The following is a 24,206-nucleotide window of genomic DNA, read 5'->3' on the forward strand; positions in this document are numbered from 1 at the left end:
TGCCTCCTACTCGAGCCAGATTTGGGGTTTACCGTTAAAGGTTTTCTGGCGAGTCACCTTGTACGTTTTCTCCTGCCACACAACTTCATCCCCTTTGCGGGGTTTCAGTGTGGTGGAGAACACCACCAGCGACAGCCCCTCACCAGCCAGCGGCCCCATTTCGGCCTCAAACTGGCTTTCAATAGCGCGGGTAGGTTCACCATTAATCAGTACCGGCTCTCCCATAACGGTCACCGTGGCGGCGTCCATACGGGCGGCAAGCTGGGCAAAAGGGCTAGCCATTCAGACGAACGGCAACCGTGGTCGTGTTCGCGGCTGCCGCCTCCCACGCTTTGCCCGCAGGTGTCGCGCCAGTTCCATCAATCTGGACTTTTCCATCTTTGATGTTGAGTACTTTGCCCTGAGGAATGTTGTCAGTGGCAAGCTTTGGCAACACGACGACGCCGCTGGTTACGCCTTCACCCGATCCACCCGCTGGAATATCTGCAATGGCTACTGCCAGCAAATCGCCCACAGGAACCGGCGTGCCACTAAGAATGGCGTCGGTCCCGGTGTTCTTAATCGTGATGGTGTGACCATCCTGAAGGTAATTTTTCATGAGGTTTCTCCACGGCTCCGCTCGGGAGCCGTTTTTCAGATATAAAAAAAGCCCTTTCGGGCCACTGGAGGGTAGTGTTGATTACTTACCGGAGGATTTCACCAGACCACGATAATCCAGTGGCGCCACACCCGCATCGATACGCACTTTGGTGGCGATACCGTCAGTGGTAAAGCCTTCCTGCTGATCAATGTACGGAGCATCAACACCATTCAGATATGCCACCTCAATGGTGTCCGTTCCCTGAGCGGCAGCCAGATACCATGCTGCCGGATCAGCATCATCCAGACGCGCTTCGGCAATAACTTCAGCAAAGTTCTGGATTGGGTTAATCACCCCGGCATTCACATCAGCCCCTTTTACGCTCGCAGACTTGATGGTCTGGTTAGCGGTAGTTTCCAGCGCCACTGGTACCAGAATATAAGCCGGGCGAATGTTGAGAGCTCGTTCCCCTTCTTTCTGGGTGCGCATCAACTGACGACCTTTGTCGAGGTTGCTGATATCGATAGCGCCGGTGGCCATGTTTTTATGATCGGCATGGAACAGCGTTTTACCATCAGACAATTTGCCATTGGCGGTAAGAGTCGCGTAAACCAGATCGCCGATGGTGGCCTTCGCTGCGCGGCCCATTTTCATCGGCACATCGGTCAGCTGATTGAGATCATCGTTGATGATCGCCTGACGGGTAACAGAGAAAATCTCACCGTAGGTGGCCAGCGCAATGGTTTCACCTTTATCACCGGTAGTGATGTATTTGTACTCGGCACCTTCACGGACCTGTCGCAGCGACGGGAAGCCGCCCATGCCCACACGATGTGCTGTTTTGAAATCAGACAGCTGGCCTTTTTTGGTCCACTGCTCGAAGGTTTCAGCTGATTCATCCCAGCCCTGCAACAGTGCCTTATTCGCCACATCCAGCAGGATATTGCCAAAATCAGAGGTGCTGTGAGTCAGCGCAAAGCCAACCATCTGCATCGGGTTATAGGAGGCCACACCGAAACCGCGCTCAGTCAGCGACATACGCGCCAGCTCACGCAAAGTTGTGCCGTTGTAGACGTTATCCCGCTGCATGTCTTCATAACCTGCACGCGCCATCAGTGCCTGACGAATACCATCACCGACAAAATTACCGTTGCCAGCGTACACATGTGCCTGGGTTTGAGTCTGCGTCGACTTGTTGGAAGGCGTCGCGCTCTTGCCCAGCTCTGCTAAGAGCTTATCTTTCGCCTGCTCAACCGAACATTCAACATCAGCCACACACTGAGCCTGAAGTTCCTGGTGTTTACCGCCGAACATAGCAAACAAATCCTGGATATTGTTTACGCGGGCCTTCTGCTCGGCAATCACCTGCTGGCGAATGTCAGTTGCGTTGGCGTTCTCCGGTGCAGTGGTCACCGGCTGGGTGATAGTTGGCTGCGGGTCACGCTGCGCTGTATTACGTGGTGGGGTGATCATGTTGCGGATTGTGCGTGGCATCTTCTCGAATTCCTCGATACGTTTTGACTGAATACAGGCCATTGCCTGAAGGGATGGAGTAACTTCGTCGGCAAAACCCAGCGCCAGACATTCAGCACCGGATAACCAGGTTTCGTCCTCCAGCATGGCGGCAATCTCTTCCTGAGACTTTCCGGTTTTTGCCATATAAGCCGGGATAAGTACGCCCTCGAGCTTATCCAGCAAGTCGGCGTAATCACGCATGTCGTTCGCGTCACCACCCGTGAAGCCCCACGGCTTGTGGATCATCATCATGGTGTTTTCCGGCATAATGACCGGATTGCCCACCATGGCGATGACTGATGCCATCGATGCCGCCAGGCCATCGATATAAGCGGTAATCGACGCGCCATGGTGTTTCAGGGCATTAAAAATGGCGATGCCATCAAAGACATCGCCACCAGGGGAGTTAATGTGAAGGTTGATATGAGTGATATCACCCAGCGCTTTGAGGTTGGCCACGAACTGTTTTGCCGTCACACCCCAGTAGCCGATTTCATCGTAGATATAGATGTCGGCGGAGTTACCTTCCTGTGCCTGCATCCGGAACCAGCTATTTTTTGCGCTGGCTTTCGGGCGGTTCATTACCCGGTTTTTCTTCCTGGCCACTGGTGGCTCCTTTGTCATTAGCCGGGTCGGTATCGAACACCAGCCCCTGTTTACGGTTTTCATCGACTTCCGCTTTACGGCGTCGTTTCACATCATCCGGATTCGCGCCACGGGCACGCACCCATTCACTTTCGGTTGCAGCCCCACCGCGTAGCAGTATTTTCCAGGCATTAGCCTCTTTAACCGGGTCAATCCATGGCATCACCGGACCGGAGAATACCGCGCTGTAGAGCGATTCTTTATCCACACCAGCCGGGACGGTGATTTGCCCGGAGGCAATTGCCATACTCAGCCAGGCGCGGTACATCGGACGGGTCACAGCGGCAATGAAGGCATCCTGCAGAATGAAATACCCTTCCGTGGACTCCACCAGCTCCTGTCGCTGGGCGCTGTAGGTGCCATCATAATTACGGGCGATACTGGAAAAGCTGCCGCGAGAACCTGCTGCTACTGCACGCAGCTGGCCGTTTCGGAATGTTTCAAGGTTAGGATTTGGCCGGTCTGATTTAATCATCCCGATATCTTCACCAGGGCGAAGATCATCAAACAGCATGCCCGGCTCAATGTTCAGTTCACGTGAGCCGACGTCATCGTCCGGGTAGGACTGTCCGTCACCTTTTTTGATGAACATACCCAGCGCAGCGGCAATACGTGCCGCCGTTAATTCCGCATCCTCATATTCTTTGAGTGCGGACAGGCGCATCAGGACACCAGCGAGCAATGAATTCCCACGGATTTGATGAAGACGGCGCATGAATTTGAGGTGCAACATTTTGTCAGCACCAATATCTTTGGTGTCGCCCTGCTTCATACCTTCGGCTGGCAGGTTTTTATATACCAGGTACCGGGTTGGTCGGCCCCAGTCGTTGAGATAGACACCCTGGCATAATTTGTTGGCCGGTTCGCTACGCTCCATCGGCACAAAATCAGGCTCCAGCGCTTCCAGCCAGAAAGGAATACCCGCAACCGGCTCCAGGCCATTTCCGGTGCCACTCACCAACTGCGCAAAAACTTCCCCGTCACGTAACCAGGTTCGCGCCATCAGACGTTCGAGTACCGGACGTGTAAATTGCCCCGTTACCTCAGGTGAAACTGACCACTCGGCCCATTTAGCACGAATATCAGCAGCCAGCGCGTTGGCAAGCCCTCCGTTTTTCAGTAATGGCTGAGGTTCAACGATGATCCCCTTTGCTCCCACAATGCGCTCTTCGAGCTTGTCGAGCAGCCCTATAACCAAATCATGGTTACAGTCGAGCCAGCGGGCCTGCTCTCGCAGAGAACGTCCGCCAAATTGAGTAAGCTGATTAGCCGAACGATTTTCCCGTTTTGCCCGGTGTGTACGAGTGGGTAATGCCGCCTCGTAAGCCTGGATCATCATGCGGGACTTGAGCCTATCGGCCTTCCAGCCAGGAGAGAACAAACCGATCAGATTGTCGAGTGAACTCATCGCGAGAACCTCGCCAGTTTGAATCCACTTCGACCACTATTAGTCGCATTGGCCGTAGCTAATTTTCGCTCCCACTCCTGGCGACCTTTGCGAATCTCGCTCAGGTTTTCCATTGTCATCTGCTGACCGTTGAAAACGATGGACTTACCCTGAAGGATTGCCATTTCAGCTTCGGTGTAGCGTCGGATCATGTCCTGAATATCATTAAGCGTCACACCCAGCCTCCTGAATTAGATGGTGCCCATGCCGATTCACTGGCAGGTTTCTTTGTCTTTGTTGCAGATACTGGCGGTAGCGGTTTCGCAACTGCCGCCACAACCGGCGCATCTGTTGTGGGTTCATCCACAAGATAGGTTTCACGACGCGCCCATTCCGGCGCATCAGGCCATTTAATCTTTTCGTAGCCGTGGAGAATGACCAGAGCATGCGCATACACCATGAGGTCAAACGCTTCGTTAGCGCCCTTACCGGGCTTCGTCCATTTGCCATCTACAGAACGCTCCTCATAGGTCAGTTCATCGTAAAACCAGCTGCCCAGCCAGTCCGGGAAGTGGACATAGTTCGCCCCCGGCACATCACGCCACAGCGCATTGTTGATCCGGTCTTTAAGAGCATTGGTCTGGAGAAGGTAAAGTGGGATATCGCCAGCCGCTTTTGCCCTACGGGTTGAGCGGCCGGTATTGTCCGGGAATGTGCGGGTGATCAGTTTGCTGCGTGTCTGGCTGTCACCTTTAAATAACCAGACTTTGCGTTGCATACCGTCACGGCGGCAGCGGCGCCAGAATTCATAGGCGTTGTCGGTAACACCATCCTCACCACCGGAATCCACTGCCATTGCCAGCAGGCTCATCCGCTTTCCGGGTTCGCCATCAAGCGCCCAGGTTTTATCGAGGACATCAGTGCGCAATAAATCCCAGTCTTCTGGATAGCTACCGGGGTCAATGTGCAGACTTTCACCCTCAGGGTTACAGCGCATGGATTGCGTGATGTTGTAGCGATCGACAATCCAGCGCTCACCCTGGGCGCCATAGCCAATGACCTGAACAACGAAGCGGCGATTCTTACCGCCCTGAACATCGACGGTCGCCACCATAAATTGCACACCAGCCGGAACCCTGCGTTTCTCGACCAACTCCGCACGCAGCTGAAGTTCGTCGCCTTTGCGCTGCTCGAGGCTGGCGCGCGGCAGGTAGGGCAATCCCCAGTCGGTATTGATGACCGTCTTGAGTGTTTCTTCGCTGCCGTTGACTTCATATTCCTGCTCGGCGGTCAGAAGTTTGTAAACCAACTGCTGCCAGCTCTGGTATGCGGCTGCCGGGCCTTCCATCCAGAACGAAGCGATACGAGAACGACGGGCCTCACCCGTTACGTTGCCCTCACGGTCTATTTCCTGACCTTCCCGCAACCAGATGCCCTTCATGTTCAGACTGCGTTTCATATCCGCAGTAATCACACCTGAACAAGACGGGCAGATAATATGAGCAGCTTCACTGGCTTTCACCGGATCGCTGATTTCGCGATACCCGGTCATGGCCTTCATCTCGGGCTGGAAATGCTCACCGCAATGCGGGCAAGGCCAGTACCAGCGACGGCGATCGCCGCGGTTATAAAGAGATAAAATCCCGGTTGTAGGTGGCGCTTCATGCTCTGAGCTGCGACGCCATTTGGTATCGCGAATATCACGCCCTGGTGAGCTTTCCACTAGCGTCATCCCAGAGGACATAAAGGTGGTCGTACGTTTCGATGCCAGTGAAAAGGCATCACCCTCCCCGTCAATATCTTCCGGGAAACGGTCATAATCAGTGAGCGCTACGCATTTGTAGTCCGATGAGGACATGATATTGACTGACGGCCAGCCTATTTTGAGGTAATTGCCCGCCCGGAATGTACGGTCGTAAACGTTGTTATCGTTACGCCTTGGGCTGAGTCGTTTCGCTACCTGTGGACTACAGCGAAAAGTACGATCGAGACGCTTTTTGGAGTGCTCACGCGCTTTCTCTTCCGTCATCTGAATAATCAGCATGTCGGACGGGTCACAGACAACGTTATAAACCACCCAGCCATCAATCAGGCCAATCGTCTTGCCGGTTCGCGCCGGGCCGACAAATACCACCGCATCATATTCACGCGACGCCAGGCAGTTCATTGGCTCGATGACATACGGGGCTAAGTTCGGGTCCCATGGGACAGAGTTACCGGCTCCCATCGGCACGCGCATGTATTCACTGACCGCATCGGCCACCAGCATGCGGCTTGGGGCACGAAGTATTCCAGGCACATCCCTACGGATGCCCCGGGCAGATGCCCGCTTCGCCATCAGTCCTCCTCTGGCTCTTCCTCCTCCGGTTCAGCGTCCAGAACGCGTTGGGCGATCTGGTCACGTAAATCATCAATAACGCTTTGCACCCGGCTCACCGCGACAGGCGTCAGCGCACAGTCACGCTCCAGGATATCCGGCAGTGTTTCGAGAACCTGCACCACGGCTTTTGCCATAACTGAAAATTCACGCGCCACCTCGTCAGCCGGAATCAGTTGGCCTGTGTCCTGTTCAAACTTGAGACGTTCGTTTTCGGCTTTCCAGTGCGAGAGTCTGTCGGATGGCTGCATATCTTCAGTGGATACTGAAACGCTCGGGATCATCAGCTCAGTTAACACATCGGTGATGAGGTAGAGCTTCAGTTTGCTGTTACTGCCGGGTGCCGGAGGGACGTTTTTAAGACGGGCGGCGACGGTCTGGCGATGAACGCCAGTAATTCCCGCGAGCTGATTGATGTTGAGTTTCTGGGTAGCTACTTCCTGGTCCATGATGGTGAACACTTTCTGAACGTTTCGACATCTTTGCAAATTGCCATTCTTAGAAAACAGCAACTTACGCACATGATGATGATGACCCTAAAACATGAAAACTAGCCGTTTTCCGCGTGCCCGCCGCCTCGTGGCAGGCCGGATCCCCGGAGTACCTTTTCAAGTGAGGATGAATATCATTTGATTGACTTTTGGGATTGGCGAGGTCAGAAGCCCAGGCGGACGTGACCTTCGGTATCGCCATTGTTAGTGGTGATCCACGACGTGCCAGCGAAGGTGTTAGGGTTGCTGCCATCCTTATCCTGTGCAGTCAGATTGCCATCAGCAGTAAGGTATAGACGCGCGCCGCGCTGCCATGTTTCAGTGGTGACTTTGGTCAGGTTAAATACTCCGGTCATCATCAGCACACCGCTGACACCGACAGGGATATCATGCTGTGCGATGCCGATAATCGCCCCGACAACGACGGGCTGTCCAGATACCACATCCTTTGTGGTACCGTTCTTCCAGTCCATAGTGGATCCATCCTGATAGTAGTTCTTAGCCATAGTGTTGCCCTCTAGCGAGATATACCTTGATTTGAATGACAGAAACATAAAAGCCACCAGGGTTAGCTGGTGGCTCATAGAGAATTTAATTTATTACAGCGAGTATTTTATTGGTTTAAACGTTTGGCTTCGGAATTTGCTTTTGAGCATCATTCAACTTCTCTTGTATTTGTTTTGAAAATTTAAAGCGAGGTGTTCTTCCAAAAGTAGTCGAAATTAATACTCGCATTTTATTAGGCGTTAAATCAGCCTTCGAAATAATCTCAGATAAGTATTTATACCAGTCATCTTCACGGTCATCTAATGGAATCCATAGGTGGCATTGCTCACCTTGCTCAATTTTCATGAGCAATTGGTTACCCAATGGATGTCTATCGATTTTAAGAAACCAATATTTGCTTTCTTGCCATGGAAATCTGAAGTTGCCTAAACCGATCTTACTAACAGTTACAGGGAAACTGGATAAGTTGGTAATTGTAAAAGAAATACCTGTGGAGTTAGCGTCTCCAACAACAGATAACGGGCTAACAACAACTCTCTCTGCAACATCAAACTTCAATCTCACACGCTTCTGATTGTAAGTCACATAAAGCGTTATAATTACTGCTGCTGATGTAGCGATCCCGGCTAACCATGTCCCAAGCATAATCCAGTAAGTATATAGTGCGGTTTCCTTTGCCGCTTGCATCGTCTCGTATGCAAGATAATCAACAGACATAACTCTCTCCAACAACTTGAATAGAGTTAATTTACGCTGTTAGCACTTAAAACTCATTATAGTTGAGCCCAAAATTTTTAATGTCATTATCAAGCCCGCCCGCAGATGAGCTTTGGAATGGCCTATTCGTCCAACTGCAGTACGCCGTGTTGTGTCGATTCGGAATAAGCAATTAAGCCTTTATACTCCGGAACCATAGTCCCATCGTCAGCTTCAAACTCCGGGATGGTGCCGTGAGTAATCGTGTAGCGTGGCTGGCCATCTTCTTTTGCAAACGTGGCTAGCTCTTCAATCTGCTCGGCTGTCAGGACTACGATCATAATATTTTCTCTCTTTGGTCGTAAAAAAGCCCCGCTATTGCGAGGCTCAATTTTTGAAGTGTTCTCTGAGGGGGTTAATACTTTGATTGCCTTATCAGACTCTTACCCGCTTGAGGGGCCCATTCGTTGTATTCAGCAACTAATTTAAGCATTTCAACTTCTAGAGACTTCAACTCTTCAAATGCTGATTGCATTTTCTCAATATCAGTTGTTGTAATTGAATCATACACATGGCTACTACCACGCGCATTATAGGCGCTAGTCATTCGACTATAGGCGGTATGCCTTTTGCTAACTATATTTGATAACTCATTGCGTAAATACTCACAACGCCCAATGGCTTCAAAGTTCATCTCAGACATAACAATCTCCTTTTTAAAATAAGAGATTACAGATTACACATGGGATTTATCCTAATAAAGCATTTTCACAAATTGCATTTTCCCGCTATGGAATGTGAACACAACACCATTCATTTCCCCTTTTGGTTCTGGCACTGCTGCGCGATGTAGTCCTGCAATCCAGCAATCATTTTGCCGCTGGTTTCGATTCGCTCTCTGAGGGTGAAATAATCCCGTTGAGCGGCGTCAGTAAGTCGGGGGCTGGTAGCATCATCCACGCTGGTGGTGCTGCTGGTTGAGGACACACCTGGGCAGGTGGCGGCGAGGCGCAGCCGCTTATTACCAGCAGCAACATCACGCTGCAACTGTTCAATAGTCGCTTTGGCATTAGCCAGTTCTCCCGTGTATTTCGCATCAAGCGCAGCAACATCACGCTGGCGCGTCTGCATATCACTAATTGTCTGCTTCGCCAGGTCGAGGCTTTTCTCTGCTTTATCAGCACGCTGTTTCTCATCCTGATATTTGGTGTGGTAGTGGTCAGCACTCCAGATCAAGCCACCAGCCAGGCTAACAACGAACAATGCAATCATAAGCTGGTAACTGGGTTTCATTTATCCAGCCCCCAGCATGTCAATTCTGATTCCTGTTCGCGGCGCTCAACCTGACCACGACAGTTATTTGATTTGATGCGGCAATCTTTCCCGCCATCCCATATCCAGCGCTTTATCTCTTCACATGCACCAAGGCGATCTCCAGCATTTAGCTTGCGTAAAAAACCAGACGGCAAGCATTTTCCAGAACCAAGATTCCACGGACAAAATGAAGCTATTCCAACTTTCTGAGGTTCGGTTAATGGTATATGGATATTTTTATCAACCCACGCTAAAGCCTTTGCTTGCTCAACCTTATCGATCTTGCCGCATTGCTCTCGAGTCAGCTTCATGCCTTTGACCACCGGCTTACCATTAACGCGAGTAACGCCACCGCAAATAGTCCACACCCCACCAGCATCAGGATAAGAAACCAGGCTGGTACCCTCTTTTTCATCCTGAAACTGGCTCATTAACACCGGAGCGGTTGCTCCAGCAGCCAGCAGGCCCAGCATGGCTACGCTGAGTTTGCTTTTCGTTGTGGCCATGGTCAGTCATCCTGAGGAGGGGGAACCAGATTCCCGCGAGTCAGAGCCTTTTCGTAAGCCTTCGTCCAGCGGCGCTTGAAATAGAGATTGGTGAAGTAAGTGACGGCACCGATGAGGATACCGCTGACCAGCGCAATAAAATTCCAGTCCAGACCATGAAACCAGTCGTATGCCTGCGCGAGCCCTGTGCAAATCAGGCCACCGGAGGTGCAATACGTGGCCGCTGAGAAAATTTTATCAGGCATGATTCTGTGCATCTCTCACCTCGCTAGTTGCGGGTGCTGTGTGGTGGGAATAAAAAAGGCCACCCTACTGGGTGGCCTCTAAATGGTGATGGGGCGTTACAACGAAGACTGATGAAACCTGACAGAAAGAAAATACAAGCCAAGCAACGTAGTGGTAATAATGTTGATGAGGATAACTGAGTACAATCCAATAAATACGGTCTTCAATACCAGTAAGGATTCTACGGAAGTAGAACCGGCCAACCAGATAGAGACAGTTTTACCAATGAGAATAGAAACTAACCCTAAGCAAAATAACACAAAGCTTGCTAAGGCTAGGTACCCGAAGAGATAACAAACAAATCGTCTTCTGGTAAGTTCCACCCTCAATTTCGTACCGCGGTATTCTTCAACCAGTGTCGGAGGATCTCCAGCCATGACCTCATCGATTGTAGAATTGGTAAACGTAGATACGGCAGCAAGGGCAGCGATATAAAATCCGATGAGCACTTGTAACAGCCCGTTCACTTGAACCAAGAGACCACTACTACCCACTAAGGGTATCTGATTAGGACAAAAATAGTATATGAGCATCACTATCAATGCCCCGATCACAGGGATTTTATAGTCGTACCATCTCTTTTCTTCATGTTCTATGCGGAGATAGCTTAACGGTGAAAAAAGTTTCATAACGAAACCTCAACTTATAGCAATCCTTTCATTTTAGTTTCCAGCTCCGGATGAATGGTGCTTTCGCATTGGTTGATCCCACTACCCAAGAGTACTTTTTCGCTTTTGGTGAAAAGCTTAGTTGCCGCATCTTCGTTTCTATCTAAGTCAAGACTAGCCTGTCGACCATCTTTAGAGTAACTGATGGAAACCTTGGTATAGCCAGATTGCTGACCCTTCTTTCTCAAGATCTCAAGCAATCTTTTTTTATCTTGCAGCGGCGGCTGTTTAATAATTTTATATCTTACCGAGCGCTCTGAAAGCTCAGTGTAAGCTGTTTTATCCATGCCCCCTAATTTACGCGTGCTAACTAATTTAACGTTATGCAAACGAGCGCCATTAAGGGTATCCAGGAGTGTTTGAGAGCCATGAGATAAAATTTCTAGCTTCGGACGAAGCCGGCACATAGCTTTCGTTGCTGGGTTTTTAAACTCCTGCCCAACAAATGCCTCACGCAGCAGCGCATTGAGAAATGGCTCAATAATTGACTTGCTAATACCGGGAACGGATTCAACCAGCGTCTTATGATGATCAGCCGTGTGCTGAACTATCGCAGTCGAAATAATGATATGGCTTGAAACTGCAATACCTTCACCAGCAAGTTTGGGTTCAACCCTAAGGTTTCCGGTGTTTAATTCTCCAAACACAGGGTCCGAACCATTTTGGTCGCAAAGCTGAAGCAATAAAACTGCCTCTGTATCACCTTCGTTATAGGTCATTTCCGTTATGCGGACAGCCCGCGTTCGAACGTTGTAAAGTTTGACTGCATTCCCAGCGTCAACCAGAAGCTTTAGTCGCTTCAGCGTTTCTGTAATTGGGATGTCCGGTGCCGCTGCGTGCGTCGGTTTAAATGCAAAATCGAAAAATGACACCCATCTTTCATAAGTTGATAACACAGATAGACCTTTATAATTTATGGTTTTCCCTGCTAACAACTTAACCTAAAAAAAGAAAAGATAAAGTGAGACAAAACAAAAAACCCGCCGAAGCGGGTTGATTAACGTTAGACATACAAAGCCCATCGTTGGGAGAAATCTAGTCTATTTTTCCCCTAAAAGCAATAGTATTTAATTATTATTGCTATATGGGCATGAGTTATTTTGTCACCTGATTCAGTGCCTGTTCTGCTCCGGCCTCTTCCTGAAGGCAGCGCGTCACCAATGACTCAAAGAAAGGCCGCACTTGTTCATATGCCACTTTTCTCTTTAGCTCAGGCCAGACGGAAACTAATGCCTCCATTACGGTTGAAAACTTCAGGCGGCTATACCCTCTTCCGGAGCATTTATCACAGTCTTTCAAAACAGGGACACCCCCACGCAATGTCGTTTGTTCTTCATCCAGTACCTTGCCCTTTCCATGGCACCGGCAGGAATTACTTATCGTCTTCTTACCCTGGCAAGATGGGCATAAGCATTTGGTTATCTCGTAATATGAGTGGCGGGCGATCATTTCACGACCATCCATCTGCGTAATACTCGCTGGGAGATCCCCACGTTCGAACGATGTGACAGTTTCACGCTTTGCGGCTAGCTGGTTCATAACGAACTTACGGGACTCAATAAATCCCTCACCACAGCAACATACACATTTACGGACACTGGCCGCACTTCTCGAGTAATCAGCAAAGGCAAAAATAGCCAACACATTAAGCACATTGTGCCGCTTGTCTTCCGGTAACGCTGATACCGCGCGGCAGGACTCCATAGTACTGGCTGCATCAAATAGGCCTTTAATAGCTGGCTCTGGTGACTGAATCCCCATCTTCGCTAGGAACAAATTAAAGCCCAGCGGCGCTTTAGACTGCACCATCCCCTGCGCTGCCATAACATCTGTAATAGTCAGTGCATCACCGCCAGTAGCCGGTGCGACATCATTCAGCTTTGGTGACTTTGGGGAATAAAATTTTGGTAATGATTCAAGGTTCATACGGTCTCCATACACTTACGCTTTAACTATTACGCCAATTGCCATCACGCGATCCAGAAAACGAAACACCAGTTCAAGCTGGGTTCCATACTTAAGTTCGAATGCTGCTAAGTCGGCGTGCAATTCGTCGTGACACTCTCTGCACAGAGGGATCACGAAGAGGTCGTGGGCTTTTGTGGCTGTACCACCCATACCATGCCCGATGATATGGTGGGGATCGTCAGCAGGTCGGCGGCAGCATTCGCAGGATTGAGTTTTCACCCATCGGGTATATACCTGATTTATCCAGCGACGCCGCTTCGGTCGCAGCATGAATGATTCAGGGCTTTCCGGATCAGCGATAAGTTTCAGGACGGGTTTAACCGGCTCTTCGAGAGTATCTGCGTGATCTCTAACTACTGCACTGACCGCTTTCACTTTCTCCTTCACAATGCTGGTGGCCGGAAGTGAGGGCACAATGTCACTCTCTTTATATACGGACAGGAACGGCTCTTCCGGCTTTCGCAATGCTTTACGAGCCATCCCTTCAGGCAGGCAATCAACCAGGTCATAGCGTATCGCCCACCAGCAGAGTTCCGGCAGCGTCAGCTGGTGAGTATCATCAAAACCAAGGTTACGCAGTGCTGAAGCAATGACGAATTCCACCACGTTCCGATGCGCTAGGTCCGCAAGTAGCTCTGTTGCCTGCTCTCGCACCTTGTTATCGCAATGCCAGCAAACGCGAATTGAACCCGGTGGATAAGACATGATGACCATTTCGGGGTGGTGGTAATCACCGTGCGGATACTGACAACCATTCTCCCTGAGGAGGGATGCGTTAAGGGTCGAAAGGCCACCAGCAGCCTGAATCACTCGCGCATTGGTGAAAAAAGGTAGTAGCGCTATATCACCAGATAGCGGTTGTGGTGCCGCCGGTACAATACCGGATGGCAGATGCTTTAAATGCTCGGGAACAGATTCAATCAGCACGCGCCCCTGATGGAAAAGAGCCATCACATCAGAGCCTGGACGGAATAGCGCCAGGCCGAGACGCGGGGCAATTTCAGGGGTAAGGATCACCCTCATGCCACCTCCGGCTGCATACTTAAGATCAGGCCACCAGCAGACTCAATAATTTCGCCAGCATCCTTTCGCTCAAGCCACAGCTGATTTATGCGCGCTTTAACGATGTCATGTTGTGGGACTGAAAGATTTTCAGTATCAACCAGTTGATTGAATATCAATCCTACTTCCAGTGGCCAGATGCGCGATTCATGTAAAGGTTCTTTCTTTGGTTCGATTTTCTCGCGGAAGTGAGCCCGGATATTGCGGATATTTGACCATTTATCCTTTTCCAAACTTTCCATGATCGATATAAAGTCAGCATGAGACATCCCGTGCTCTCTCGATGATTCAAGAGCTACTGTGCGGATTCGCTCTGACATATCTGCACGGGTTTCTTCATCATCGAATGTCAAAGATTCCAGCCAGGCATTTACGCCAACGAGGATGTTTTCACAAATGAGCTGTTTCGCCCTGTCGATCGTTATTGGGGACACCCTCGCGAATTCAGGTGCATCGATTGAATCCGCAGCCCAGGTATGTGCAAATTTAGACTCACTGAAGGTATATTCTTCTTTATTGCCGAACGCAGCCACAATGCATGCCCATGTTTCGATACCACTGGTTTCAAGAATGGCCCGTTGGGTCAGGGGTAGTTCCGTTTCTACCTGAGCTGGTTCGGAAACAGGAAGGACAGTGGTTAGTGCATCTGGCTTACCTACAGCAAAATGAGCCAGTGCCATGAATGCCCGCCCCTTTGCCTCCAGTTCCGTACGTTGGATATAGCTGAAACGCTCACCGCGCCATGACTTGTCAAAGATGGCGATCACTGCGCCAAAACCTGCAGATGATTCGGTCGGTTGCCCTACATCTGGTCGGTACCAATAAGGAAGGTCGAAGCTAATACGCCCGCGAATAAATGCCACATGGTCCGCATCTTCCGGCCACCATGCCTCCCCCGTAGCCGCTTTGATCAGGAACACATAACGTCCACCCTTTTCTCTCATCGCCAGGGCATGGTTGATGATGTGAGTCATTCCAGTAACGGCCTGTTTTTCGTGATACTGCGAGCGGCTGTATGGCGGGTTTGCATATGCACCACCTCCAAGCTCGGCGAGGCTTTCGGCCCAGTCCTGCGTCAGGGCATTGTCTTCTGCTGTATACCAGGTCGGACACTTTGCGTTGCTATCGTCTGCAAACAGATCCAGAACCAACGGGCCAAACATGGCGTTAATACCCCAGAAGAGGTGATCTGGTGTACGCCACTGATCGCCCACTTCTTTAAGCTCATGAGCCGCCTTTGAACGAAGGGCCTCAAGGTTTTTGCAATAATTACTCGTCATATCAACCCCACTCCCACAAAGTGACCTGCCACAGTTGAGCTATCGCCAGAAGGTCGGCTTCCACAGCGGCTCCGGCAGCTAACAATTTTCTCGCGTAACGTTGTTTCCGATGTCACATCGAGTAATTCCAGAAATGCCTGGTTTGCGCGGCGTGATAATCCTTTGAGCTGCAGCTCTTCTGCTTTGCTAAAGCGGCGCTCCCACTCTTCAGGGCTGATGATTTGCTGTTTCGGTACCGCAGCTGGAACATGGACAGGTGCAGAGATGGCAACTACAGGAACAGGTTCACCTGCAGCGATGGTGTAGCAGAATCGGTTATTACTGCCCGTCCTTCGGTTAATTTTTCCCTGCATAGTCAGGCGGGTAAGCGCAGAAGACACCGAGGATCGATCAACATCAGGCATGCTTTTAACGACCGCAGAGATCTGGGTGCCCGGGTTTTCACTGATGAAATTAAGGATCAGGTTTTGAATTTGCACTTTCATGATGCAATCCTCGCAAGATCTTCTTCGCTAGCCTGAGTTAATGCTTGTGCCCAGATGGATTTCCAGGCGGCACGAACTACTACCTCGTTGGCACGCTGGAGACGTGATTTGCCAAATGCAATCATCGCCAGCTCTTCAACACGCCCCTTCGGTTTGCGCCCCAGAGAAACCAACCGATTTAAAGCCTCTTCACGTTCTGCGCTATCGATTTTGGCTACCTTTGGCAGGTCGTTAGCGCGCTCTTCTTTGACTTTTAGGTAGCATTCCTCGGTTATCAGGTAATCGAAATCTTTCTTGCGCCAAGTCTTGCCAGAGGTCATATCCGGTCGGTCTTCCAGCATCCAGCGGCATTTTTTGGAGATGTAACGCAGATATGCACCCCAGCGGTCCTCGGTTAGCTCGTAGTCTTTCCAGAGTTTGCGCAAGTGCTTACGGCGTTTGTCCGTCAGTTTCAGAACCTTCGGCATTTCAGGCAGCGTGGTGTGGTACGCCTCCAGCACAGCGGGGTAATCGATTTTCAGAGTATCAACCTGCTGTGGGTCTGTTGCCTTCGGCGACTGACCAAGAGGTTTTTTATCCTGTGTAATCTCCTGAGTACTCTCTGTGTAATCTCCTGTAGGAAAGATTGCAGGATCCCCACAGGCTTGTTCGGGGTGTTCGCCCATACTTGTTCGCGGGGTTTCCACAATCTTGTTTGCGGCATTGCCACATTCTTGATTGCGGGGTTGCACCAATCCAGATTGCGGGGTTTCCACATTCTGGAAGTTCCCCGTTCTGGTTTTGTCCTGGCTTACCTTTTTTACAGACTTCGTAGTTTCAAGCAGCAGAGTTTCAAGACGTTCCGCATCGATACGGTAGTGCATTGTAGCTGGCACGCCTCGGCGATCTTCTTCCAGTACGCCAAGCGCAACAAGACGCTTGCGGGCTGTTTCCTGCTCATCACGGGTCAATGCTGTTTCGGAAGTAATATCAGCCTGAGTTTTGTACATCCACGCGCCACCCATGCGGTTATGCCAGTACACCATCTGGGAAAGAAAAACAGCAGCGACCGGACCCGCTTTCACCTTGCCAACCTTCAATTTTGCAAAAGCTGGGTTGTAGGCGATCGGTCGGTCTAATAATTGAATCAACGTACTCAATTATCTATCCCCCATTAGTTCAGAGGCGTAGCGTTCTGCTATCCACTGAACCCCTTTTGGCGTAGCTCGAGTCTGCGTGAATGCGTGACCAAAATCAGAAGTACCAGTTTTCACCGTAAACAGACCATCGCGTTGACGAAGGGCATGGGGTAGCAGGTTTCCCGACTGACGGAACAGCACCTTGTCACGGACCAGAGTGTCAATCATCGCCTTCTCTGGCATGTTCAGGATTTTCGCCGTTTCACGCAGGCTTTTATTGCCACCGGCTTCGACGTATTGGTTTACGAACGCGACCTTTGGCGCGTCCTGCTGAACCTTGTTAGCCAGCTGTGCGTTCTGCTCTGCCATATCGGCAGCCAGGCGAAGAGCTTCGGGTAAAGTTTGCGGGACTGCAGTTATGTTTTCTAACTCCTGCCATCTATCCACAAGACGAGCGGTAAATTGTGGAGATAATTGGGCAACGACTACGTAGCTGTCGCGTTTGCCAATCAGATACTCTTTGTAGGTTCGCCCGTTCTGAAGGTGGGTATACGGCGTTGGCGCATACCCCTGAATGGCCCCAGCTGCCGCTAATCTCTCAATGGTTCGGCAAACATCAGCATGACGCGATTCAACCAGGTCGGAGATTTCTCGACTGCTCATAGTTACCAGGCCGGAAGAAAATACAGACACCGCTGCAGACGCCGCAGCGTTACTCATTTGCTGAACCATTGCGCAGCCCTCCGGTTGAATACCCCCACAATCATGTAAGCGCTACTGTGGTTACATGAAACCCACTGGCCACGTACCATGCATACATACCGAAACGACGGGGCGCCCGGTACCGGATGCATCCTTAGTTGCGGTAAATGACAATTTTCGGTTAAATTGCTCATGCGGATTATTTCTCCATACACAACGTAGAGTTTTTCGCCAAGGCGCCCGGAGCTGCATACTCGCGGGCGTCACTCTTTTCTGAGGTGCAAAACACTCGATAAACTAGCGTTGAATGCTCCTGAAGCTTCGCAATCGCTAGATAAAGTTCGTCATTTATCGCTACTCTTTCTCTCTGATCGATAACTCCATCTTCAATTGCCTCTCTCACCTCCTGTGAATAACGAGAAATTTGTTCAATGGCCTCCAGCAATCTCTGATTGATATCCCCGTTTTCAACTTCTTCTGTATCAGGGAGGGAGACAAAAACACCATTAGCGTCACGAGCAAGTGCATTGGAAATATGATGAGTACCACCAGCACGCTGTAAAACCATCGCCCAACCAAGCGGAAATATCTGATCGCTATCAGTGCGTAAACGGTTATGCAGCGCATCAACTGATGGGGTTACATCATCTGACTTATAGATCCCCAGAATTTCAGCTGCCTCTTCGTAGCCGCCCGGGAGATCAGCAATAGTTCTCCTGATTGCTGCCACCAGCCAAAGCGGCTGTTTCTCAAATTTCCATTTAGGTTCATTACCCACGGTTCACTCCTTATTTCTGTGGTTACTGTTATGCCGCTGAATCGCTAGGCTTGTGATAAGTCACCGAGTCGTATTTAAGTGCCCCATCGGTTTGCTTTTCTGCGAGTAGTGCGTACTGCCAAGGAACAATTTCTTTCCAAAGACTCACTGTTGACTTGGATACGCCCAGAGCTTTTGCCGCCGCAGTAGCTGTACCGAAATGATTAATTAAATCTTGCTTTAACATTGCCCTCTCCAGGATGGGAATAATGACAAACAGTTTAATGTTTCAAACTAAAAATAGTCAAGATTTTAAACCTTGTTTTGTTTAATTCTTTAAACATGAAGACTGAATCTATGAGCGACCGCATTACACGGCGCATGAAGGCATTAAAGCTGAAAAGCACTCATTTGATGGCTGCTACAGGCGCGTCAAAAGGCACCGTGAGCCAATGGGTGAATGGAGGCACAGAACCATCTGCAAAATACATAAGCAAACTCGCAGACGTACTCGGGGTTAGTGAACGCTGGTTAACTGAGGGTGGGTTGGTAGAAGAAACTATTGGTAATGCTGAGCCCGGCCCTGATTTGCGCCGTCGCGTACCTTTAATTTCCTCAGTTCAGGCTGGTAGTTGGAAAGAAATGATAGAAAATAATTGGGATGAGGTTACTCACTGGATTGAAACAACAGCCAAGGTATCCCCTTACTCCTTCTCATTACGTGTATCGGGCGATTCAATGTCTGCGCCTTCTGGTAGCGGAATGTCATTACCAAATGGCTCCATAGTCATTGTCGATCCTGAAGTGGAACCGGCCAATGGAAGAATTGTGGTTGCACGCATCAATGGAACCAATGAAACAACAGTAAAAAAACTGGCAATCGATGGCCCAAATATGTACTTGATGCCTCTAAATCCAGCGTTTAGGCCCATCCCACTTGATTCAACGTGTGAAATAGTTGGCGTTTGCGTTCGCGTTGAGATGGACTTGCTTTAACACTTCAAACTTCCTCATCCAGAAACCAGCTTCTAGCTGGTTTTTTTTCGCCCCAAACAATAAAGTTTAATCATTCAAACTTAATTCTTGACAGTTTTGTTTGAATCATTAAACTTCAAATCAACCAAAACGAACAGGCAGGACGCCCAAGAAGTAGCGCCAGCGGCATATGGAAAACCGAATGATTCGAACAGAACATGGCGAAAGCCGAAAGACTTGAAGGCGTTTTTCTCAGGTTACGCGCTAAAGCATAGCGGGGAGAACCTGGGGCGGAGAGCAAACCCCGCGATTCAGGACATGATTGCCTGAGCATACCAACAAGCCGTCTTGCAGCGTAACTGCACTTTACATCTACCCCGGCGAGGTGGCGCCGCTAAACCGGGGTGGATGAATCGTAAAAACAGGTCGCCTGATCCCCGTTAACGGATTTCACAACGATGAGAGCATTGACGAGCAAGGTTTAATGTCCGGTTCGATTCCAGACACCACGATACAGTGGCAATGGGCAGAGAAAAAGTCCGTTCAATTCGGACACCGGCAGTGCTCTCTTCGTTGTGGTGAATGCGGCTCAGCGCTCGCGATGAAAGGCAAAACATCAAGTCATTATCGGTATAGGTCATCGCTGGATGGTTTGCCGCCAGACAGCACCGGGAGGCACCCGGCACCACAACCTAATCGTGTGTATGGAGATTTCTAACTGGCAGTTGCAGCTGCCATTACGAGGGTAAAACGATGAGCAATGACCGCATGACTGTAGTGCCCGACTTCCTGGGCGAACTGGATGCTGGCGTATTCATGAATAAGATCGCCGCCTCACTCAATACCACTGCACTCGGCACGCTGAATAACGGCGGAAAAGGCAAAGTGGTTCTGACTTTTGATATTGAACGCATGGGTAACTCTGTCGAAGAAAAGCGCGTCAAAATCAAACACAAATTGCAGTACACCACCCCTACTCCACGCGGCAAGGCGACGGAAGAAGACACCACTGAAACCCCTATGTGGGTTAACCGTGGCGGCAAGCTCACCATCTTGCAGGAAGATCAGGGGCAACTCTTCGGGATCAACGGCGCTACTGACGGAAAGCTTAAAGCGGCTCAGTGAACCGCGACTGACTAATTCACTGCCATTACTTCTACCAATTTATTTATAAGGAATTTTGTATGTCTCAATTAGACGGCGGCGCTATCCAGCAAGTAAAAGACCTGGTCCTTTCTGGTTATCATCTTAATGATATTCAGGATGCTGCATGCCCAACAGCCATTCTTCCTGAAGGTACAAAGATTCAAAGTCTGGAGCATTTACGCCTGGAGCGTTTCCGCTTCCGTGGCGCCATGGATACGACCAGCATCGATGACTTTGTTCGTTACTCTGTTGGTTATGCCAGTGCTGAAGAACCGGCACGCTGCTTTATTGATGCGGAAAACATGAGCGCCCGCTCTGTCTTCAATATCGGCACTCTCGATAATCCTGGTCACGCCGATAACGTTTCAACCATCAAGCTGAAAAAAACAGCCCCATTCCGCGCACTACTGACTATCGATGGCGACCGCTTGAGCCAGAAGCAAATCGCTGAGTGGCTGGAAGACTGGAGTGACTACCTGACTGCGTTCGATGCTGACGGTAAGACAATGTCGATCGCCCAGGCCGCGCAAGCTGTTCGCCGCATTACTATCCAGCAGGCAACACAGGCTGACCATGAAGACGGTGATTTCAGCGGTAAAAAGTCCCTGATGCAAAGCATCGAAGCCAGCAGCAAAGACGTTATGCCAGTGGCCTTTGAGTTCAAATGTGTCCCGTACGAAGGCCTGGGTGAACGTGCCTTCAGCATGCGTAACAGTCTGCTGAAAAGTAGCGAGCCGTGTTTCGTACTGCGTATCGTCCAACTGGAAGCCCAGGAAGAAGCTATCGCTAATGAATTCCGTGACCTGCTGATTGGCAAGTTCAACGAAAAACCAGTGGAAACATTCATCGGTAACTTCAAAGCGTAATTGCTCTGCCTTAATTGCCCTGCAGTTTGGGGCAATTAGTGAAGCGTAATTCCTTTTTTAATCGCCACCCGGCGAGGGATTCGTGCAACCAAAATCAACCGCAGATGCAGCTGCGAATATATGGAGAAATATACCGATGAGTTTTATACAGACGTTATCCGGCAAGCATTTTCATTATACCAACGCCACCGTTGACGATATCGAGATTGAAGATATCGCCACCGCGTTATCGCATATTTGCCGCTTCGCTGGTCATTTACCAGAGTTCTATTCCGTGGCTCAACACTCCGTATTGTGCAGCCAGTTGGTACCGCCTGAGTTCGCATTTGAAGCGCTGATGCATGATGCGGCTGAGGCATATTGCCAGGATATTCCCGCGCCACTTAAAGCCCTGCTTCCAGACTACCAACGGATCGAAACGTTCGTAGACGGCCTTATTCGATTTAAGTACGAATTGCCACTGACACAGTCCGCTATCGTGAAATATGCCGACCTGACAATGCTGGCTACCGAACGCCGGGATCTGGACATTGATGACGGTACCAAATGGCCTGTACTTGAGGGTATCCCTACCAGCGACATGATCCAGATTGTGCCACTGCGTCCTGGACAGGCTTTTGGATTGTTCATGACCCGCTTCAACGAACTGATGGAGCTTCGCACATGCACATGCATCTGAAAGTAAAAGACCTGGTCGCCGCCGCTTATGCTGCGGTACCAACTCTGCCACCAGCAGAAGCCAAGTTAATGCGCGAAGTCGCCACTAGGCTAAGTGTGACTTTTACTGCCCTAACTGAATCTTTAGAACTGCGTAAAGCTCTCACGAAAGAGCGCGATGCGTTGAACCTGCAGGTAGTTAACCTTGCTGTTGATAATGCGGCATTTAAAAGCGAAGCAAGGGAAGCCGGCAATGAGCAATAACATCGACGTGCATATTCCACCCATGACCGACCCACTAGGTCGCCACTGGCAACAGCCTGCTGCAGAAGCGATTCTAATCGATGATACGTTTGCCGTTATGGATAGCCAAACGTTCGGCGCCCTTGCCGATTATTCGAGCTCAGTGCCATCAGGTGTTTACCTAGGGAAGATGTGGAAAACAGTGGCAAGTGACGGTCGAAAATTCCTTCGTTGGTACGGCATCGCTGATGATCTTCGCCTTTGCACCTGCAATCAGCGCGAAATACTGATAGTGGAGACCAGCAATGGCTAATTCATTACTGGAAAGCTGTAACAATTGGCAGATTCAAAGAGCAGAACTGCTGGCTCGCAATCCTGACATAGCAATGACTATCCAGAAATTAGACATCATGGTGGAACACGCCGTCCGGTCGGCTATCGATATCGCTCATCGCGTAGATTGGGATTTTCGAGAAGCTGAGCGCCTGGCAAAGCAGGTTTCAGTGGAAGGGGCCGAGTGATATGGGAAAAGTAACTTTTGTTGTTGAATTTGAAGACGGGAAGGAACCGGCAGTAAATGGCCACACTGAAATTCTTGGCGGCCGTCTCTGTCGCGTAGCCTGGCTGGATGTTATTGCGCTTGATGATGAGGGCAGCTGTAACTGCGTGCATGACTGCCTTCCTCCTGGTAATCAGCAGGTTTTATTGTTTGATGCTAATGGCGAAGGCTGGATTATTGGATGGCGCTCTCTTTGGTATGGTCCGGGTCAAGTCGAAACTGGCGAGTGGGAATGGTCGTTCCAGATCGAAGGCATGACAGACCTCGACATTACCCACTGGGCACCTATTCCAGAAGGGCCGGAGGAACTATGAATACTAATCGCATGGGATTACAACAGGGAAGCAAGATGACAGATGATAACTTGCGAGATTTGAGCGCATTCCTGATGGACTCATACACTGGCTCTCTTGATACATTGCGTTATGCGTATGCAGCTGAAGCCATTAATGAACTGCTGGCGCACAGGAAGGCCAGTGAATGGATACCGATCAGTGAACGTTTTCCCGATAACGAGACAGCTATCCTCGTTGCAGATTGCGAGGGTGTCGTTTGGGGTGCAGAAGTACAGGACGGCACTATTTACCCTGATGACTGGGCTTATATAAACAGGTTCGGTAGTCGAGAGGCAACTCACTGGAAGCCAATGCCTGAAGCAAACCAGCAGAAGAATGATGGCTGAGTCTGTTTTTCAGATAAAGACCACAAATGAACCACTTCCTTATATTTAGCATCGAAAAAGCTCTTATATGAACCATTACTTGAATTTCAGGTTATATGTGAGCTGATAAGTGAAATATTTTTAATTTAAGGTCATATATGAACCATTTGATGATTGATTTAGAAACCATGGGTAATAAACCCACCGCTCCGATCGTCTCCATCGGCGCTGTATTCTTTGATCCGCAAAGCGGAAAGATTGGCGAGGAGTTTTACACAGCGGTCCAGCTTGAAAGCGCAATGGCTCAGGGGGCACAACCAGATGGAGATACCATCATCTGGTGGATGAAGCAAAGTACAGAAGCGAGAGCAGCCATTTGCGCAGATGATGCAATATCTATCTCGGCAGCACTCTCTGAATTAAGCCATTTCATTAATCGTCATGCCGATAACCCTAAATACCTGAAAGTCTGGGGTAATGGTGCCAGCTTTGACAATGTCATTCTGCGTGGTGCTTACGAACGCGCTGGACATGTGACCCCATGGAAATTCTGGAATGATCAGGATGTCCGGACAATTGTCGATCTCGGTCGCGCTATTGGATTTGACCCAAAACGCGATATGCCATTTGACGGCGATATGCATAACGCGCTGGCCGATGCTAAACATCAGGCTAAATATGTGTCTGCTATCTGGCAGAAGTTAGTTCCAGCAACAAGCCCCGACATTTAAACCTACTGGCCCGGATGCAGCCGGG

Annotated in this window: 34 protein-coding genes; 10 read left to right on the forward strand and 24 right to left on the reverse strand. The window is 49.9% G+C overall.

Annotated features, from left to right (window positions below; all coding sequences use genetic code 11):
* Positions 1–6 precede the first annotated feature (6 nt).
* From EDF88_RS04780 to EDF88_RS04895, 24 genes are all read right to left on the reverse strand, one after another.
* Complete coding sequence (locus tag EDF88_RS04780; protein WP_134183305.1) at positions 7–282, reverse strand: ATP-binding protein; 276 nt, start codon at positions 280–282, stop codon at positions 7–9.
* Complete coding sequence (locus EDF88_RS04785; protein WP_134183307.1) at positions 275–598, reverse strand: capsid cement protein; 324 nt, start codon at positions 596–598, stop codon at positions 275–277. Before EDF88_RS04785 ends, EDF88_RS04780 begins: the two co-directional genes overlap by 8 nt.
* Before the next feature lie 81 nt (positions 599–679).
* Entirely contained in the window at positions 680–2,677 is a 1,998-nt protein-coding gene (locus EDF88_RS04790; protein WP_347876564.1) for a ClpP-like prohead protease/major capsid protein fusion protein, read from the reverse strand.
* Positions 2,646–4,148 carry a phage portal protein gene (locus EDF88_RS04795; RefSeq protein ID WP_134183311.1) on the reverse strand — a complete coding sequence of 501 codons (1,503 nt, stop codon included), beginning with the start codon at positions 4,146–4,148 and terminating at the stop codon, positions 2,646–2,648. Before EDF88_RS04795 ends, EDF88_RS04790 begins: the two co-directional genes overlap by 32 nt.
* The gene (locus EDF88_RS04800) at positions 4,145–4,363 is read right to left on the reverse strand and encodes a hypothetical protein (protein WP_134183313.1); all 219 of its coding nucleotides are present in this window, start codon (positions 4,361–4,363) and stop codon (positions 4,145–4,147) included. Before EDF88_RS04800 ends, EDF88_RS04795 begins: the two co-directional genes overlap by 4 nt.
* The gene (locus EDF88_RS04805; protein ID WP_134183315.1) at positions 4,360–6,465 is read right to left on the reverse strand and encodes a phage terminase large subunit family protein; all 2,106 of its coding nucleotides are present in this window, start codon (positions 6,463–6,465) and stop codon (positions 4,360–4,362) included. Before EDF88_RS04805 ends, EDF88_RS04800 begins: the two co-directional genes overlap by 4 nt.
* Positions 6,465–6,953, reverse strand: coding sequence for a DUF1441 family protein (locus tag EDF88_RS04810; RefSeq protein WP_134183317.1), 489 nt, complete (start codon positions 6,951–6,953; stop codon positions 6,465–6,467). Before EDF88_RS04810 ends, EDF88_RS04805 begins: the two co-directional genes overlap by 1 nt.
* Before the next feature lie 206 nt (positions 6,954–7,159).
* Complete coding sequence (locus EDF88_RS04815) at positions 7,160–7,501, reverse strand: DUF2190 family protein (RefSeq protein ID WP_166671947.1); 342 nt, start codon at positions 7,499–7,501, stop codon at positions 7,160–7,162.
* A 115-nt stretch (positions 7,502–7,616) separates the two neighbouring features.
* Entirely contained in the window at positions 7,617–8,219 is a 603-nt protein-coding gene (locus EDF88_RS04820; RefSeq protein ID WP_134183321.1) for a hypothetical protein, read from the reverse strand.
* A gap of 122 nt (positions 8,220–8,341) precedes the next feature.
* Positions 8,342–8,539, reverse strand: a complete 198-nt coding sequence (locus EDF88_RS04825) for a hypothetical protein (RefSeq protein ID WP_134183323.1) — start codon at positions 8,537–8,539, stop codon at positions 8,342–8,344.
* Positions 8,540–8,613: 74 nt separating this feature from the next.
* Positions 8,614–8,901: a hypothetical protein gene (locus tag EDF88_RS04830; protein WP_134183325.1), complete on the reverse strand. Its 288-nt coding sequence runs from the start codon at positions 8,899–8,901 to the stop codon at positions 8,614–8,616.
* A gap of 166 nt (positions 8,902–9,067) precedes the next feature.
* On the reverse strand, positions 9,068–9,268 hold the full coding sequence (locus tag EDF88_RS25090; protein ID WP_208326125.1) for an Rz1 family lipoprotein: 201 nt from the start codon (positions 9,266–9,268) through the stop codon (positions 9,068–9,070).
* 219 nt (positions 9,269–9,487) lie between these two features.
* Positions 9,488–10,018, reverse strand: a complete 531-nt coding sequence (locus EDF88_RS04840) for a lysozyme (RefSeq protein WP_134183329.1) — start codon at positions 10,016–10,018, stop codon at positions 9,488–9,490.
* A gap of 2 nt (positions 10,019–10,020) precedes the next feature.
* On the reverse strand, positions 10,021–10,263 hold the full coding sequence (locus EDF88_RS04845) for a class II holin family protein (RefSeq protein WP_243839589.1): 243 nt from the start codon (positions 10,261–10,263) through the stop codon (positions 10,021–10,023).
* Between the two features lie 96 nt (positions 10,264–10,359).
* On the reverse strand, positions 10,360–10,932 hold the full coding sequence (locus EDF88_RS04850; RefSeq protein ID WP_134183333.1) for a hypothetical protein: 573 nt from the start codon (positions 10,930–10,932) through the stop codon (positions 10,360–10,362).
* A gap of 14 nt (positions 10,933–10,946) precedes the next feature.
* Positions 10,947–11,867 (reverse strand): hypothetical protein, encoded by a 921-nt coding sequence (locus EDF88_RS04855; RefSeq protein ID WP_243839590.1) that lies wholly within the window; start codon positions 11,865–11,867, stop codon positions 10,947–10,949.
* A 199-nt stretch (positions 11,868–12,066) separates the two neighbouring features.
* Positions 12,067–12,897, reverse strand: coding sequence for an antitermination protein (locus tag EDF88_RS04860; protein WP_134183335.1), 831 nt, complete (start codon positions 12,895–12,897; stop codon positions 12,067–12,069).
* Positions 12,898–12,912: 15 nt separating this feature from the next.
* Entirely contained in the window at positions 12,913–13,962 is a 1,050-nt protein-coding gene (locus EDF88_RS04865; protein ID WP_134183337.1) for a DUF968 domain-containing protein, read from the reverse strand.
* Positions 13,959–15,281 carry a phage N-6-adenine-methyltransferase gene (locus tag EDF88_RS04870; protein WP_134183339.1) on the reverse strand — a complete coding sequence of 441 codons (1,323 nt, stop codon included), beginning with the start codon at positions 15,279–15,281 and terminating at the stop codon, positions 13,959–13,961. The genes EDF88_RS04865 and EDF88_RS04870 overlap by 4 nt, the downstream gene beginning before the upstream one ends.
* A complete protein-coding gene (locus EDF88_RS04875) occupies positions 15,278–15,766 on the reverse strand; it encodes a hypothetical protein (protein ID WP_134183341.1) in 489 nt (162 codons plus the stop codon). The genes EDF88_RS04870 and EDF88_RS04875 overlap by 4 nt, the downstream gene beginning before the upstream one ends.
* Positions 15,763–16,905, reverse strand: coding sequence for a hypothetical protein (locus EDF88_RS24920; protein ID WP_243839591.1), 1,143 nt, complete (start codon positions 16,903–16,905; stop codon positions 15,763–15,765). Before EDF88_RS24920 ends, EDF88_RS04875 begins: the two co-directional genes overlap by 4 nt.
* Positions 16,906–17,604 (reverse strand): phage antirepressor KilAC domain-containing protein, encoded by a 699-nt coding sequence (locus tag EDF88_RS04885; protein WP_243839592.1) that lies wholly within the window; start codon positions 17,602–17,604, stop codon positions 16,906–16,908. It lies immediately after the preceding gene.
* 181 nt (positions 17,605–17,785) lie between these two features.
* A complete protein-coding gene (locus EDF88_RS04890; RefSeq protein WP_134183345.1) occupies positions 17,786–18,364 on the reverse strand; it encodes a YmfL family putative regulatory protein in 579 nt (192 codons plus the stop codon).
* A gap of 28 nt (positions 18,365–18,392) precedes the next feature.
* On the reverse strand, positions 18,393–18,590 hold the full coding sequence (locus tag EDF88_RS04895) for a Cro/CI family transcriptional regulator (protein ID WP_134183347.1): 198 nt from the start codon (positions 18,588–18,590) through the stop codon (positions 18,393–18,395).
* A gap of 110 nt (positions 18,591–18,700) precedes the next feature.
* Here EDF88_RS04895 and EDF88_RS04900 point away from each other — a divergent pair, with 110 nt between their 5' ends.
* From EDF88_RS04900 to EDF88_RS04945, 10 genes are all read left to right on the forward strand, one after another.
* Positions 18,701–19,339 (forward strand): LexA family transcriptional regulator, encoded by a 639-nt coding sequence (locus EDF88_RS04900; protein ID WP_134183349.1) that lies wholly within the window; start codon positions 18,701–18,703, stop codon positions 19,337–19,339.
* A 732-nt stretch (positions 19,340–20,071) separates the two neighbouring features.
* Positions 20,072–20,443, forward strand: coding sequence for a hypothetical protein (locus tag EDF88_RS04905; protein WP_064511909.1), 372 nt, complete (start codon positions 20,072–20,074; stop codon positions 20,441–20,443).
* Positions 20,444–20,502: 59 nt separating this feature from the next.
* On the forward strand, positions 20,503–21,330 hold the full coding sequence (locus tag EDF88_RS04910; protein ID WP_134183351.1) for a DUF2303 family protein: 828 nt from the start codon (positions 20,503–20,505) through the stop codon (positions 21,328–21,330).
* A 136-nt stretch (positions 21,331–21,466) separates the two neighbouring features.
* Complete coding sequence (locus EDF88_RS04915) at positions 21,467–22,009, forward strand: HD family hydrolase (protein ID WP_134183353.1); 543 nt, start codon at positions 21,467–21,469, stop codon at positions 22,007–22,009.
* On the forward strand, positions 21,994–22,251 hold the full coding sequence (locus EDF88_RS04920) for a hypothetical protein (protein ID WP_134183355.1): 258 nt from the start codon (positions 21,994–21,996) through the stop codon (positions 22,249–22,251). The genes EDF88_RS04915 and EDF88_RS04920 overlap by 16 nt, the downstream gene beginning before the upstream one ends.
* Positions 22,241–22,543 carry a hypothetical protein gene (locus EDF88_RS04925; protein WP_134183357.1) on the forward strand — a complete coding sequence of 101 codons (303 nt, stop codon included), beginning with the start codon at positions 22,241–22,243 and terminating at the stop codon, positions 22,541–22,543. The genes EDF88_RS04920 and EDF88_RS04925 overlap by 11 nt, the downstream gene beginning before the upstream one ends.
* Positions 22,536–22,751, forward strand: a complete 216-nt coding sequence (locus EDF88_RS04930; RefSeq protein ID WP_134183359.1) for a hypothetical protein — start codon at positions 22,536–22,538, stop codon at positions 22,749–22,751. Before EDF88_RS04925 ends, EDF88_RS04930 begins: the two co-directional genes overlap by 8 nt.
* A gap of 1 nt (position 22,752) precedes the next feature.
* Positions 22,753–23,103, forward strand: coding sequence for a DUF551 domain-containing protein (locus EDF88_RS04935; RefSeq protein ID WP_134183361.1), 351 nt, complete (start codon positions 22,753–22,755; stop codon positions 23,101–23,103).
* Entirely contained in the window at positions 23,100–23,471 is a 372-nt protein-coding gene (locus EDF88_RS04940) for a DUF551 domain-containing protein (RefSeq protein ID WP_166671949.1), read from the forward strand. The genes EDF88_RS04935 and EDF88_RS04940 overlap by 4 nt, the downstream gene beginning before the upstream one ends.
* Before the next feature lie 137 nt (positions 23,472–23,608).
* Entirely contained in the window at positions 23,609–24,181 is a 573-nt protein-coding gene (locus tag EDF88_RS04945) for a 3'-5' exonuclease (RefSeq protein ID WP_134183365.1), read from the forward strand.
* Positions 24,182–24,206: the final 25 nt, after the last annotated feature.

It is taken from the genome of Buttiauxella sp. BIGb0552 (genome assembly GCF_004366275.1).
Classification (GTDB): Bacteria; Pseudomonadota; Gammaproteobacteria; order Enterobacterales; family Enterobacteriaceae; genus Buttiauxella; species Buttiauxella gaviniae.

What these genes read in the sequence shown, in the direction of transcription:
- EDF88_RS04780 (WP_134183305.1), bottom strand. Translation starts at nt 282, where the DNA reads ATGGCTAGCCCTTTTGCCCAGCTTGCCGCCCGTATGGACGCCGCCACG.
- EDF88_RS04785 (WP_134183307.1), bottom strand. Translation starts at nt 598, where the DNA reads ATGAAAAATTACCTTCAGGATGGTCACACCATCACGATTAAGAACACC.
- EDF88_RS04790 (WP_347876564.1), bottom strand. Translation starts at nt 2,677, where the DNA reads ATGAACCGCCCGAAAGCCAGCGCAAAAAATAGCTGGTTCCGGATGCAG.
- EDF88_RS04795 (WP_134183311.1), bottom strand. Translation starts at nt 4,148, where the DNA reads ATGAGTTCACTCGACAATCTGATCGGTTTGTTCTCTCCTGGCTGGAAG.
- EDF88_RS04805 (WP_134183315.1), bottom strand. Translation starts at nt 6,465, where the DNA reads ATGGCGAAGCGGGCATCTGCCCGGGGCATCCGTAGGGATGTGCCTGGA.
- EDF88_RS04810 (WP_134183317.1), bottom strand. Translation starts at nt 6,953, where the DNA reads ATGGACCAGGAAGTAGCTACCCAGAAACTCAACATCAATCAGCTCGCG.
- EDF88_RS04815 (WP_166671947.1), bottom strand. Translation starts at nt 7,501, where the DNA reads ATGGCTAAGAACTACTATCAGGATGGATCCACTATGGACTGGAAGAAC.
- EDF88_RS04820 (WP_134183321.1), bottom strand. Translation starts at nt 8,219, where the DNA reads ATGTCTGTTGATTATCTTGCATACGAGACGATGCAAGCGGCAAAGGAA.
- EDF88_RS04825 (WP_134183323.1), bottom strand. Translation starts at nt 8,539, where the DNA reads ATGATCGTAGTCCTGACAGCCGAGCAGATTGAAGAGCTAGCCACGTTT.
- EDF88_RS04830 (WP_134183325.1), bottom strand. Translation starts at nt 8,901, where the DNA reads ATGTCTGAGATGAACTTTGAAGCCATTGGGCGTTGTGAGTATTTACGC.
- EDF88_RS25090 (WP_208326125.1), bottom strand. Translation starts at nt 9,268, where the DNA reads ATGCCAAAGCGACTATTGAACAGTTGCAGCGTGATGTTGCTGCTGGTA.
- EDF88_RS04840 (WP_134183329.1), bottom strand. Translation starts at nt 10,018, where the DNA reads ATGGCCACAACGAAAAGCAAACTCAGCGTAGCCATGCTGGGCCTGCTG.
- EDF88_RS04845 (WP_243839589.1), bottom strand. Translation starts at nt 10,263, where the DNA reads ATGCCTGATAAAATTTTCTCAGCGGCCACGTATTGCACCTCCGGTGGC.
- EDF88_RS04850 (WP_134183333.1), bottom strand. Translation starts at nt 10,932, where the DNA reads ATGAAACTTTTTTCACCGTTAAGCTATCTCCGCATAGAACATGAAGAA.
- EDF88_RS04860 (WP_134183335.1), bottom strand. Translation starts at nt 12,897, where the DNA reads ATGAACCTTGAATCATTACCAAAATTTTATTCCCCAAAGTCACCAAAG.
- EDF88_RS04865 (WP_134183337.1), bottom strand. Translation starts at nt 13,962, where the DNA reads ATGAGGGTGATCCTTACCCCTGAAATTGCCCCGCGTCTCGGCCTGGCG.
- EDF88_RS04870 (WP_134183339.1), bottom strand. Translation starts at nt 15,281, where the DNA reads ATGACGAGTAATTATTGCAAAAACCTTGAGGCCCTTCGTTCAAAGGCG.
- EDF88_RS04875 (WP_134183341.1), bottom strand. Translation starts at nt 15,766, where the DNA reads ATGAAAGTGCAAATTCAAAACCTGATCCTTAATTTCATCAGTGAAAAC.
- EDF88_RS04885 (WP_243839592.1), bottom strand. Translation starts at nt 17,604, where the DNA reads ATGAGTAACGCTGCGGCGTCTGCAGCGGTGTCTGTATTTTCTTCCGGC.
- EDF88_RS04895 (WP_134183347.1), bottom strand. Translation starts at nt 18,590, where the DNA reads ATGTTAAAGCAAGATTTAATTAATCATTTCGGTACAGCTACTGCGGCG.
- EDF88_RS04900 (WP_134183349.1), top strand. Translation starts at nt 18,701, where the DNA reads ATGAGCGACCGCATTACACGGCGCATGAAGGCATTAAAGCTGAAAAGC.
- EDF88_RS04905 (WP_064511909.1), top strand. Translation starts at nt 20,072, where the DNA reads ATGAGCAATGACCGCATGACTGTAGTGCCCGACTTCCTGGGCGAACTG.
- EDF88_RS04910 (WP_134183351.1), top strand. Translation starts at nt 20,503, where the DNA reads ATGTCTCAATTAGACGGCGGCGCTATCCAGCAAGTAAAAGACCTGGTC.
- EDF88_RS04915 (WP_134183353.1), top strand. Translation starts at nt 21,467, where the DNA reads ATGAGTTTTATACAGACGTTATCCGGCAAGCATTTTCATTATACCAAC.
- EDF88_RS04920 (WP_134183355.1), top strand. Translation starts at nt 21,994, where the DNA reads ATGCACATGCATCTGAAAGTAAAAGACCTGGTCGCCGCCGCTTATGCT.
- EDF88_RS04925 (WP_134183357.1), top strand. Translation starts at nt 22,241, where the DNA reads ATGAGCAATAACATCGACGTGCATATTCCACCCATGACCGACCCACTA.
- EDF88_RS04930 (WP_134183359.1), top strand. Translation starts at nt 22,536, where the DNA reads ATGGCTAATTCATTACTGGAAAGCTGTAACAATTGGCAGATTCAAAGA.
- EDF88_RS04935 (WP_134183361.1), top strand. Translation starts at nt 22,753, where the DNA reads ATGGGAAAAGTAACTTTTGTTGTTGAATTTGAAGACGGGAAGGAACCG.
- EDF88_RS04940 (WP_166671949.1), top strand. Translation starts at nt 23,100, where the DNA reads ATGAATACTAATCGCATGGGATTACAACAGGGAAGCAAGATGACAGAT.
- EDF88_RS04945 (WP_134183365.1), top strand. Translation starts at nt 23,609, where the DNA reads ATGAACCATTTGATGATTGATTTAGAAACCATGGGTAATAAACCCACC.